The organism is Streptomyces sp. NPDC002896, assembly GCF_040295225.1.
GTDB lineage: Bacteria > Actinomycetota > Actinomycetes > Streptomycetales > Streptomycetaceae > Streptomyces.
In genome coordinates, this window is the sequence record NZ_JBEOVA010000033.1 from 45,596 (window position 1) to 57,496 (window position 11,901).

General features: G+C 69.5%; 9 protein-coding genes and 2 pseudogenes. 8 read left to right on the forward strand and 3 right to left on the reverse strand.

Going from position 1 to position 11,901, the window contains the following annotated elements; all coding sequences use genetic code 11:
* Window positions 1–399 precede the first annotated feature (399 nt).
* From ABT009_RS38535 to ABT009_RS38560, 6 genes and pseudogenes are all read left to right on the forward strand, one after another.
* A complete protein-coding gene (locus tag ABT009_RS38535; RefSeq protein ID WP_351305852.1) occupies window positions 400–3,129 on the forward strand; it encodes a Pls/PosA family non-ribosomal peptide synthetase in 2,730 nt (909 codons plus the stop codon).
* A gap of 55 nt (window positions 3,130–3,184) precedes the next feature.
* Window positions 3,185–5,749, forward strand: a pseudogene (locus tag ABT009_RS38540) (non-ribosomal peptide synthetase); the annotation flags it as partial.
* Between the two features lie 81 nt (window positions 5,750–5,830).
* Entirely contained in the window at window positions 5,831–6,871 is a 1,041-nt protein-coding gene (locus tag ABT009_RS38545; RefSeq protein ID WP_351305856.1) for a TauD/TfdA family dioxygenase, read from the forward strand.
* Window positions 6,872–6,933: 62 nt separating this feature from the next.
* Window positions 6,934–8,001: a 2,3-diaminopropionate biosynthesis protein SbnB gene (gene sbnB / locus ABT009_RS38550; RefSeq protein WP_351305919.1), complete on the forward strand. Its 1,068-nt coding sequence runs from the start codon at window positions 6,934–6,936 to the stop codon at window positions 7,999–8,001.
* Between the two features lie 114 nt (window positions 8,002–8,115).
* Window positions 8,116–8,712, forward strand: a pseudogene (locus ABT009_RS38555) (zinc-binding dehydrogenase); the annotation flags it as partial.
* Between the two features lie 204 nt (window positions 8,713–8,916).
* The gene (locus ABT009_RS38560) at window positions 8,917–9,585 is read left to right on the forward strand and encodes an SDR family NAD(P)-dependent oxidoreductase (RefSeq protein WP_351305858.1); all 669 of its coding nucleotides are present in this window, start codon (window positions 8,917–8,919) and stop codon (window positions 9,583–9,585) included.
* A 52-nt stretch (window positions 9,586–9,637) separates the two neighbouring features.
* Here ABT009_RS38560 and ABT009_RS38565 read toward each other — a convergent pair whose 3' ends face one another.
* On the reverse strand, window positions 9,638–9,790 hold the full coding sequence (locus ABT009_RS38565) for a hypothetical protein (RefSeq protein WP_351305860.1): 153 nt from the start codon (window positions 9,788–9,790) through the stop codon (window positions 9,638–9,640).
* Window positions 9,791–9,793: 3 nt separating this feature from the next.
* Here ABT009_RS38565 and ABT009_RS38570 point away from each other — a divergent pair, with 3 nt between their 5' ends.
* On the forward strand, window positions 9,794–9,997 hold the full coding sequence (locus tag ABT009_RS38570) for an MFS transporter (protein WP_351305862.1): 204 nt from the start codon (window positions 9,794–9,796) through the stop codon (window positions 9,995–9,997).
* Between the two features lie 201 nt (window positions 9,998–10,198).
* Window positions 10,199–10,558 carry a hypothetical protein gene (locus ABT009_RS38575; RefSeq protein WP_351305864.1) on the forward strand — a complete coding sequence of 120 codons (360 nt, stop codon included), beginning with the start codon at window positions 10,199–10,201 and terminating at the stop codon, window positions 10,556–10,558.
* A gap of 101 nt (window positions 10,559–10,659) precedes the next feature.
* On the opposite strand, the gene ABT009_RS38580 is transcribed toward ABT009_RS38575, so the two are convergent.
* Window positions 10,660–11,550, reverse strand: a complete 891-nt coding sequence (locus ABT009_RS38580; protein ID WP_351305866.1) for an NAD(P)-dependent oxidoreductase — start codon at window positions 11,548–11,550, stop codon at window positions 10,660–10,662.
* A gap of 174 nt (window positions 11,551–11,724) precedes the next feature.
* The gene (locus ABT009_RS38585) at window positions 11,725–11,901 is read right to left on the reverse strand and encodes an SRPBCC family protein (RefSeq protein ID WP_351305868.1); all 177 of its coding nucleotides are present in this window, start codon (window positions 11,899–11,901) and stop codon (window positions 11,725–11,727) included.

Consider the following 11,901-nt stretch of genomic DNA (forward strand, 5'->3'; position numbering starts at 1 on the left):
GAAGACATCGCCTGCCGGGGGCGACGTCTTGGGGACTCCTCCAGTACGCGCGGTCACCGTGGTCCTGTCATGCCACCGGATCTCGGGGCTTGACAACGACCGCACTCGCCGCGTAAAAGCCCGCTCACCGCGTAAACGCGCTCGCGTAAAAGCACGCAGTCTTCGTCATTCGAGGCGGGGTCCGACGCGGGCTCGGTGCTTTCCGTATGCGGGCTCGTTTCGGCCCTTAGCGCTGCCGGTGTGTGGTGTCAAGTAACGAGATTCAGCGGCGTGACGCGGATTGTGCCGGCCGGGCCTACTGGAGAGGCGGGCGTCAGGAAATCCAGCCACGAAAAGCTCTGACGCCTCTGCGGGTGGAAGAAGCCATCCCCCGCATACACCGACGACACCGGAGCTCACATGGCAGGGAATTCCACCGGTACCTGGACTGTCGGACCGCCCGACATTTCCACGTGCCCCGACGACAACGGCAGCGGCAGGACCGATGACAGGTCCGCCGACCCGACGGCCGATACCGCGCGGCTTCTGGCGGAGGTGCTGGCCGACGTCGTGCGCGTGGAGCAGGTGTCGGCCGGCAGTCACTTCTTCGATGATCTGGGCGCGGATTCGATGGTGATGGCCCAGTTCTGTGCGCGCGTCCGTAAGCGGGCGGACCTGCCGTCTGTGTCGATGAAGGACGTCTACCGGCATCCCACGGTCGAGAGCCTGGCCACCGCGCTCACCGGACCTGACGCCGTGGCCATGGCACCCGCGTCCGCTGCCGCCGGTGCGGCGGCCACGGGCACCGCGCCCACGACCAGCGCGCCAACGGCCACCGTGCCCCCGAGCGCCGCGCCCGTTCCTGTCCAGGCGTCCGGCCCTGCGTCCACCTCGGCCTCCGTCCCGGCATCCGCCTCGGCGCCTGCCGCGAACGCCGCCCGGGCGTCGAGCGAGGTGGCGGCACGGGCGGGCACACGGCAGTACCTGCTCTGCGGAATGCTGCAGTTGCTGTTCTTCCTCGGGTACTCCTACCTGGCTGCCCTGGCCGCGGTCCGAGGCTACGAATGGATCAGCGACAGCTCCGCCCTGACCGACCGCTACCTGCGTTCCGTGCTGGTCGGCGGTGCCGGCTTCATCGGCCTGTGCACCGTGCCGATCCTGGCCAAATGGACGCTCATCGGCCGTTTCAAGCCATGCCAGTTCCCCGTGTGGAGCCTTTCCTACGTGCGTTGGTGGGTCGTGAAAACCCTGATTCGTACGAGTCCTTTGCGTCTGTTCACCGCGTCGCCGTTGTATGTGCTGTATCTGCGGGCACTGGGCGCGAACATCGGACGTAATGTCGCGATCTTCTCCACGCATATTCCCGTGTGCGCCGATCTGCTCACGATCGGAGACGGCACGGTCATCCGCAAGGACTCATTGTTCTCCGGTTACCGCGCCCACGCCGGCCTCATCCAGACCGGCCCGGTCACTCTCGGCAAGGACGTCGTCGTCAGCGAACAGACGGTCCTCGACATCAACAGCTCCATGGGCGACGCGTCCCAGCTCGGGCATGCCTCTGCCCTGTACGCCGGGCAGGCCGTACCCGCCGGGGAGCGCTGGCACGGGTCACCGGCCGAGGCCACGGACACGGACTTCCGCACGGTGGATGCCGCCGACTGCTCCACCGCCAGAAAGGTCCGCTTCACCATCGGGCAGCTGCTGACCCTGCTGCTGGGGTATCTGCCGCTGACCATGGGTGGCGTGACCCTGCTGCTTGCCGCGGTGCCGCAGCTGAACGCACCGCTCAATTCCGGGTCATCGCCATTCGACGGCTGGACTTTCTGTCTCGATGCCCTGGCCGCGTCCTTCGTGCTGTTCTTCGGCGCCGCTTTCGCCGGGCTTTTCATCCAGGGCGCGGTGCCGCGCCTGCTCAACCTGGCCATCAAGCCGGACACGGTCTATCCCCTCTACGGCTTCCATTACGGTCTGCAGCGGGCGATCGCCTTCCTGACCAACAGGAAGTTCTTCACCACGCTCTTCGGCGACAGCTCGGCGATCGTCCACTACCTGCGCTACATCGGCTACGACCTGTCCCATGTCACGCAGACCGGCTCGAACTTCGGCACGGAAGTAAAGCACGACAGCCCGTTTCTGAGCTCGGTGGGCAGCAATACGATGGTCGCCGACGGCCTGTCGATCATCAATGCCGACTTCTCCAACACGTCGTTCTCCCTCTCCCGCACCTCCATCGGAGCGCGCAATTTCCTCGGAAACCGCATCGCCTATCCGTCACGGGCCAGGACCGGCGACAACTGCCTGCTGGCAACCAAGGTCATGGTGCCCATCGACGGAGAAGTACGGGAGGACGTCGGTCTGCTGGGCTCGCCGCCCTTCGCCATTCCGCGAACGGTGATGCGGGACACCCAGTTGAATCACTTCGAGAGCGGCAGCGAGCTGCGTCGCCGCCTTGCCGCCAAGAACCGGCACAATGCCGTCACCGCGATGGTGTATCTCCTGGCACGATGGTTCCACGTCTTCGGCGTCACCCTGCTCGCCCTGGGAGCCGAAACCCTCTACCCCTCCTTCGGCGCATCGGCGATCGCCCTGGCCAGTGTCCTCGGCATCTTCTTCACCGTCTGCTACTTCGCCCTGCTGGAGCGGGCCGCCACGGGATTCAAGGCCCAACAGCCACTGAACTGCTCGATCTACGAGCCGTCCTTCTGGCGGCACGAACGCTTCTGGAAGATGGCGACGGTCGATCACGCCCAGCTCTTCGACGGAACCCCGTTCAAGAACGTGGTCCTGCGGCTGCTGGGTGCCCGGATCGGCAAGCGGGTCTTCGACGACGGCTCCTTCTTCCCGGAGCGGACGATGGTGACGATCGGGGACGACTGCACCCTCAATGCGGGCACGGTGATCCAGTGCCACTCGCAGGAGGACGGCGCCTTCAAGGCCGACCGCACCACGATCGGCGCCGGCTGCACCCTCGGCGTCGGCGCGTTCGTCCACTACGGCGTGACCATGGCCGACCACGTCGACCTCGCCTGCGACTCCTTCCTCATGAAGGGCGAACACGTCCCCTCGTACGCCCGATGGGGAGGAAACCCGGCCCATCACCTGCCCGACAACACCCCCCACCCGCACGTCCCCGTGGCAGCCCGCATCTGACGCCGTGTCATACAGGCCTCGCCACATCACGACCCGAGCACAAGGACAGACCACGATGGCACTCAACACTCCCGCCGGCCGCGACTTCTGGCACGGTGTCCTGACCACCTCCGGCGGCTTCACGCCCCTTCCGCGCTGGACGCGCAATCCGGTTGCCGGCCTGGCCGAGCACCACGTGCCGATCCCCGCCAGCCACGCGACAGCCCTGCCTCGACTGGCAGACGACCTGGCCGTGCCGCTGAGCTCCGTGCTCCTGGCCGCGCACGCCAAGGTGCTGACCGCGCTGACCGGCGAACGCGACGTCACCACCGGCTACGTCGCCGCCGCCGGTGGCCGGCCGCTGCAGTGCCGACTGACGACAGCACCCCGCTCGTGGCGGGCCCTGCTGATGCACACGCACGAGATCGCCGCGCAGTTGCTCACGCATCGGGACTACCCGGTGGACGACCTCAGGCGCGAACTCGGTCTGACCGAGCCACCGTTTGAAGCCGTGCTCGATGCGACCGGTGCCGACGGCGACCCCATCGGCACCAACAACGAGTCGGCCGCTGACGGCGTTGCGTGGGGCCCGGAGGCGGTGCTGCGGGTGGGCATCGTGCACCACGATGACGGCCGGCTCACGCTGCGCCTGCGCTACCGCACCGACGTCCTCGACGCCGACACCGCCGCCCGCATCGCCGGCTACCACCTCACCGCGCTCTCGCTGATCGCCGCCGACCCGGACGCGGAGCACGCACGGCAGAGCCTGCTCTCCGCCGACGAACTGCGCTTCCAGCTCGAGGGCCTGGCAGGGGCCCACCGCAGCCTGCCCGACGCCCGGGTCCATGAGCTCTTCGAGCAGCGCGTACGGCACAACCCGCACGCGGTCGCAGCCGTGCACGGCAACCAGCAGTGGACGTACCGGGAGCTCAATGCCCGCGCCAACCAGCTGGCCCGCGCCCTGCTGGCGCGAGGACTCGGCCGCGAAGGCGTCGTCGCGGTGGTGATGGACAGGAACCTGGACTGGCTGGCCGCTGTTCTGGCGGTCTTCAAGGCGGGCGGCGTGTACCTGCCCGTCGAGCCGCATCTGCCCGCCGAACGGATCAAGGCCATGCTCGCCCGTTCCGAGTGCAGGCTTGTGCTCACCGAACTTGCCAGCACCAGCACCCTCCAGACTGCCCTCGCGTCGATGCCCGCAGTCCGGATTCTGCTGACCGACACCGCCTACGAGGAGGGTCACGCCGCGTGCGATCTCGGCGTGGCCGTCACGCCCGACCAGCTCGCCTACATCTACTTCACTTCCGGCTCCACCGGTGAACCCAAGGGCGCCATGTGTGAACACGCGGGCATGCTCAACCACCTCTACGCCAAGATCGACGACCTGGAGATCGCCGAGGGGCAGGTGGTCGCCCAGACCGCGCCCCAGTGCTTCGACATCTCGCTGTGGCAACTGGTCTCCGCCCTGCTGGTCGGTGGGGGGACGCTGCTGGTCGAGCAGGAGGTGATCCTCGACGTCGAGCGGTTTGTCGACAAGATCGCCCGCGGCCAGGTCTCCGTACTGCAGGTCGTGCCGTCGTACCTGGAAGTCGTACTGACGTACCTGGAGCAGCACCCGCGCGGACTGCCGGACTTGCGGTACGTGTCGGTGACCGGTGAGGCACTGAAGAAGGAGCTGGCCCAGCGCTGGTTCACCGCCAAGTCCCACATCAAGCTGGTCAACGCCTACGGGCTGACCGAGACCTCCGACGACACCAACCACGAGGTCATGGACCGCGCACCGGACGGCGACCGGGTTCCGCTCGGCCGGCCGATCGGCAACGTGCACCTCTATGTCGTCGACGAGCACCTGAACCCGGTGCCGCTCGGCGCGCCGGGCGCGATCGCCTTCTCCGGGATCTGCGTCGGCCGCGGCTATGTCAACGACCCGGAGCGCACCAGGCCCGCCTACCTGCGCGATCCCCACCGTGAAGGCCAGCGTGTCTACCTCAGCGGCGACTTCGGCCGCTGGCTGCCCGAGGGCAAGGTGGAGTTCCTCGGCCGCCGCGACACCCAGGTCAAGATCCGCGGATTCAGGATCGAGATCGGCGAGATCGAGAACACCCTCCTGCAGGTGCCCGGTGTCCGTGACAGCGCCGTGGTGGTCGCCGAGCGGCCCGACCACAGCGCGCACCTGGTGGCCTTCTACTCCTCCGGGCAGCCCCTCGACACCGATGTCCTGCTGGACCGGCTGGGCGCCGCACTGCCCGCGTACATGGTCCCTTCGGCAGTCCACTGGAGCGAGGGCCTCCCGCTGACCGCCAACAGCAAGATCGACCGGAAAGCCCTGACGGCCCTGGCCACTCGACTCCACACCGCCGAGGACGACGTCCAGACGGACGGTACACCCGGTACACCCGGTACACCCGGTACACCCGGTACGCCCACCGAACAGCGGCTGGCAGCCGCATGGGCGGGCGTGCTCGGCATCCCGCAGGGCCGGATCGGACGCCACGACCACTTCTTCGACCTGGGCGGCACCTCGCTGTCGGCCGTGAAGCTCGCCATCAGCCTGGACCGCGCGGTGTCCCTGGCGGACATCACCCGCCATCCCGTCCTCACGGACCTGGCCGGGCTTCTGGAGAACCCCTCCCACCAGCAGTCAACCGCACAGTCGGTCTTGGCCTGACCTCAGGCCGTTTCCCAACGCCACAGAAATCCTCAACACCACTGAAGGACAGAGACGATGTCACTCCCCACCGCCGCCATCCCCACGCCCGCCGCCGTGCCTGCGCCGCCCGGGATGGACCTGGACCTGCACCCCGGCAAACCCCCCATCCTGCACACCCGCGCCCAGGCCTCCGAGGACGCGCCAGGATGGGCGGCCGAACACCGCCACGCCCTCCGCGGCCTCGTTACCGAACACGGCGCGCTCCTCGTCCGCGGCCTCGGTCTGCGCGACACCGGCCAGGTAGGCGCCGTCTTCGAGCACCTGGCTCCCAGACTGATGACCGAGAGGGAAGCCTTCGCGCCCCGTCACACCCACATGCCTGGCGTGTACTCCTCCACGGCCTGGCCGGCCAACCAGCCCATGTGCATGCATCACGAACTCAGCTACACCCACGCACCCCCCGGTCTCCTGCTGCTGGCCTGTCTGACCCCGCCGCGCACCGGCGGAGCCACCGCCCTCGCCGACGCCCCCACCGTCCTCGACGCCCTGCCGCCCCAACTGGTGCGGCGGTTCGAAGAGGAGGGCTGGCTGCTCACTCGGACGTACAACGACGAGATAGGGGCCTCCTGGGAGGAGGCGTTCGGCACCGACGACAAGGCCGCTGTCGAGGACTACTGCCGCGCCAACACCATCGACTTCTGCTGGCAGCCCGACGGGGGGCTGCGCACCCGTCAGCGTCGCCCCGCCGTGGTGCGCCATCCCGTCACCGGCCGGCGCTGCTGGTTCAACCAGATCGCGTTCCTGAACGAGTGGACCATGGCTGCGGAGGTACGGGAGTACCTCATCGACGTCTACGGCCCCGACGGGCTGCCCTTCAACACCCGCTTCGGGAACGGTGACCCGATCGGAGAGGACGTCGTCCAGCTGATCAACACGGTGTACGAGAGCCACACCGTCCGCGAGCCGTGGCAGGCAGGGGACCTGATGCTCGTCGACAACGTCCGCACCGCCCACAGCCGAGAGCCCTTCGAGCCACCGCGCGACGTCGTCGTCGCCATGGCCGAACCGCTGCACCCGACGACCTGCACACCGACCCTCGAGGGGAACACCCGATGACCACGTACCGTTCCGACGCCACCGCCACCGCCACCGCCACCGCCACCGCCACGGAGCCCGCAATGTCCGAGCCGATCACCACACCGTCGCCGATCACCACACCACCGCCGATCACCGTGCCACCGTTCGCGGTAATCCCCGGCGCCCAGGTCCAGCACACCCTGCAGGGCCAGGAACGGCAGATCGTGGACCTCGTCGAGGCCACCTACCGGCTGCACGCCGCCGGGGACTCGGTCAACCCGCCGTCGTACTTCCTGCGCTTCTCCGACCGCCCGACCGCGCGGATCATCGCGCTGCCCGCGTCGATCGGCGGTCAGGTACGGGTGGACGGCCTGAAGTGGATCTCCAGCTTCCCCGACAACGTCCAGGCCGGCATCCCGCGTGCCTCGGCTGTCCTCATCCTCAACGACCACGACACCGGCTACCCGTTCGCCTGCCTGGAAAGCTCGATCATCAGCGCCAGCAGAACGGCTGCGATGGCCGCATCGGCGGCCGACCGGCTCAGCCGCCACCGCCGGCGCCCCACCCGTGTCGGATTCTTCGGAACGGGCCTGATCGCCCGTTATATCCACACCTTCCTGAGCGCAACCGGCTGGTCCTTCGACCAGATCGGTGTGCACGACGTGTCCGCCGACAGCGCAGCCGGCTTCCAGAGCTACCTGCAACAGACCGCCACGGGTCAGGTCAGCGTGTACGACAGTCCCGAGCAGCTGATCCGCTCCAGCGACCTGGTCGTATTCGCCACCGTCGCCGGCCGGCCACACGTCACGGACCCGGCATGGTTCGACCACAACCCCCTGGTGCTGCACGTGTCGCTGCGCGACCTCGCCCCCGAGATCGTGCTCGCCTCGGCGAACATCGTCGACGACGTCGACCACTGCCTCAAAGCCGACACCTCACCGCACCTGGCCGAACAGCTCACCGGTAACCGGGACTTCCTGACCGGCACGCTGCACGACGTCATGACCGGCCGCGTGGCGCTACCGGATGACCGGCCTGTGGTGTTCTCACCCTTCGGCCTCGGAGTCCTCGACCTCGCCGTCGGCAAGCATGTGTACGACGAGGTGACCGGCGCCGGACAACTGCACGTCGTCGACGACTTCTTCCACGAGCTGCGCCGCTATGGATGAGCGGTGGACGGATGCGCTTGCAGGCGCCGACGGACGGAGGGACGGACGAACGGACGCGGCGCCGAGCTGGAGCGAGACGGGCGGCTGACCAACGTCGAACTGGCGAATCGCTGCATCCCCGGCATCACCGCGCACCGGACCGTGTTCAGCGACGGCCCCGTCGACGGCAGGACCGTACTCGTGCACGGAGTGCTCGGCGGCGTCGGCTCACTGGCCGCGCAGCTCGCCCGGTGGGGCGGCGCGACGGTGATCGGCACCGTACGGCGCGGCAGAGACCTGGAGCGCATCGACCCCGCCGTGGTGTCCTACGCCGTGGCCCTCGACCAGGACGACCCGGCCGCGGCGATCCGCGCCCACGCGCCGCACGGAGTGCACCGCATCATCGAGGTGGCACTGTCCGACAACGCCGACCTGGACACCGCGGTCGTCGCGAACGACGCGGTCATCGCCGCCTACGCCACCCGGGACGACCGACCCCAAATCCCCTTCTGGCCCCTGCTGTTCAACAACGTGACCCTGCGCATGCTCGGCAGCGACGACTTCCCCGCCTCGGCGAAACGGCAGGCGGCCCGCGACCTCACCGCCGCGGCCGCCGTCGGTGCCCTCAGCGTCGATGTCGGCGACCTCTACCCGCTGGAGAAGATCGCACAGGCCCACGACCGCGTGGACGCCGGCGGCCGCGGTCGAGTCCTGGTCACCATCCCTCAGTGAGCGCCACCGCGTTCGGAGAGGGCGCGCGTACGGGCGTGTCGAGCAGGCTGCCATGACGCTGAGGCCCGCCCCGCAGAGGTGACGGCCGAATCCCCACGTCGGAGGCGTACGAACGTATCCTCGCCTCCGACGTGCGGTACCGGTTCGTCATCGACGCTTCGACGCCGGTCTGACTCCAGGCCGTCCAGGGAGGACAAGGCAGCCATGACCACCATCGCCATCATCGGGGCCGGTCCCGGCCTCGGCGCTGCCGCCGCGCGGCGTTTCGGCCGCGAGGGCTTCGACGTAGCGCTCATCTCCCGCAATCACGGGCGGACGAACGGCCTCGCCGCCGAGCTGGCCCATGAGGGCATCACGGCGCGCGGTTTCGCCGCCGACGTACGCGACCCGAAGGCCCTCGCAGCCGCTCTCGACGCGGCGAGCGCGGCGCTGGGGCCGATCGAAGTCCTGCAGTACAGCCCGGTCCCGCACAGGGACTACTTCATGCGGCCGGTGCTGGAGATCACCCCGGCGGATCTCACGGGCCCGATCGAGTTCTCGGTGTACGGCCCCGTCGCCGCCGTGCAGCAGGTACTGCCCGGCATGCGCGCCCTCGGGCGGGGCACCGTCCTTCTCGTCAACGGCGGTACCGCCGTGGTTCCCCACCCCGACCGCGCCGGCACGTCGATCGCCTTCGCCGCCGAGAGCGCCTACGGCCGTCTGCTGCACGACACGCTCGCCGACGACGGGGTCTACGTCGGGCAGCTCGTCATCCCGGGCGAGATCATCCCCGGGCACCCGAGGAAGGACCCGGCTGTGCTCGCAGACGTGCTGTGGGGCCTGCATCAGGATCGGCACGGGTTCCGGCACTTCGCCGACGACCTCGAATCCTGACGTTGATCAGCACGTTGATCAGCGGCGTCGGCGGACGGCGTCGTGGGGATCGTCAGCTCGGAGACGACGAAGCCCCTCGCGCCGTGGCTTCCGACGATCCGCCGGTCGGCTCGGACCGGTTCGCGGAGGGCTCGGGCGCGAGCATGTCGAGCAGGACCAGCGCGTCGTACTCGGGGGTGCCGGGTTCGGCGTAGTACGTGATCAAGCGGTGGCCGGGGGTGCCCTCCAGCTCCATGGACTGGTAGCCCGTGAGGCGTTCCCCGACCCGGCCAAGCGGGCGCGGGCGATCTCGATCTGGGCGCTGGGCGGGGCGGTGGGCTCCGCGGCCGGGCCAGTGGCGGGGGGTGTCCTGAGCCTGGCCAGCTGGCGGATGATCTTCTTCGTCAAGCTGCGGCCCGCCCCGCGGCCATGACGCGGGGCGGGCCGGTTTCCGAGGTGCGGTGTCGCTCGCCGTGGCGCTGTCGGTGCTGCCGGCGCTCGACTCGGGAGAGCCGTTCCCCGGCCGCGACACGATCGTCTTCGTGACCTCCGGGGTCATCGCGGTGACGCTGGTCGTGCAGGGACTGTTGCTGCCGGGCGTGGTTCGCCGGCCCGGCTGCCCCGCGACACGTCCGTGGAGGAGGAGCGCCACCTCGCGGAGGCCACCGCGACCGAAGAGGCGCTCAAGGCGCTGCCACAGCTCGCCGCCGACCTCGGCGCCGCCCCCGCGGTCGTCGACCGGCTGCGCGACGAGTACGAGACGCACCTGCTGGTCCTGCGAGCCGACGGCGCCGACGCCGATACCGACGACGAGGCGGTGCTTCGGCACAAGGAGGACTACACCGCTCTCCGCCTCGCCCTGCTCGCCCGGAAACGCGCCACGGTGGTCGCACTCCGCGACGAGCGCCGCATCGACGACACCGTGTTGCGCCAGGTACAGACGCAGCTCGACATCGAGGAGGTACGCCTGTCCCGGCGCGACGTGGTCGAGTGATCGAGTGGCAGACGGGGTTGGCGCAACGCCCCCTGCCATAGCGCGGATGAGGGCGTCTCGGCTCCCGACCACGCCAGGGAAGGGGTGGCCCAACCCTGCGGTCAGGCGTCGGTCTCCTCGTCGAAGCTGGCGAAGTAGGCGGCGGCCATGTCCTCGTCGCCGTGGCCCTGCGCGGCGGCGCGGGCCAGGCGCTCGGCGCCCGCGTTGGCGACATCGAGGCGGACGCCGTTCTGCCGGCCGGCCTCGACGATCAGGCGGGCGTCCTTGGCGGCGGTGGACACCGCGAAACTGGCCGGTGTCAGCTGGTCGTTGAGGATGAGCCCGGCCTTGACACGCAGATAACCCATGTCGAGAGGCCCGCCGGCGATGGCGTCGAAGAAGCCCTGCGGGTCCACGCCGAGCGCCTTGGCCAGGGCCAGGACCTCACCGGTCGCGTTGGTCGCGGCAATCACCCAGCTGTTGGCCACGAGCTTGAGGCGCGTGGCGCTGCCCGCCGCACCGTCCTCACCGGTCCACACCGTACGGGCGCCGACGGCGTCGAAGACCGGGGTCACTGCATCCCGGCTCTTGCTCGGACCCGCCGCCAGCACGAGCAACTGCCCGGCCTCGGCGGGCTGCTTGGTACCGAGTACCGGCGCGTCGAAGAAGACCAGCCCGTGCTCGCCGGCCAGTTCGGACAACTCCCCGATGGCATCGATGCCCGCCGTCGTCGACTGCACCCAGGCGGTCCCAGGGCTGAGGGCGGGCGCTGCCTGCCGCATGACTTCCAGCACCGCGGCGCCGTCGTAGAGCATGGTGAGGACGACGTCGGCGCCCTGCACCGCCTCGGCGGGGGTGTCGGCGACGACGGCGCCGTCGGCGGCCAGCGGCTCGGCCTTGTCGCGTGTGCGGTTCCAGGCCCTGACGGTGTGTCCGGCGCGTGCGAGGTTGCGGGCCATCGCGGCGCCCATGATTCCGGTGCCCAGGACGCTGACGGTGAGAGGGTCGGTCATGACATCGACTTCCTGATCCGTGCTGTGTGGTGGTTGCTGCTGTGCCGTGGAGGTTGCGCGCAACGGGTACGACGGTACGAGACCGGGTGCGCCCTGTGGCGACGGGCGCGCCCGGACGTCGGGCCGGGGGAGTCGGGCGTACCCCAGCGGCGCGGCGGCTCCGAGAGTGCGCGCTTACTTGCCTGCGCCGGCGGACCGGACGAGGCCGTCGAGCCAGGCCTGGTGGCCGTTGAGCATCGGGTTCGGCCGCCCGTTGGCCAGCGCGGCGGCAGGCCGGCCGATCTGGGACGCCTGGGTCAGGATGCGGACCCGGCCGCCGGGCAGGTCCTCCACCAGCCAGGCGTGCAGCAC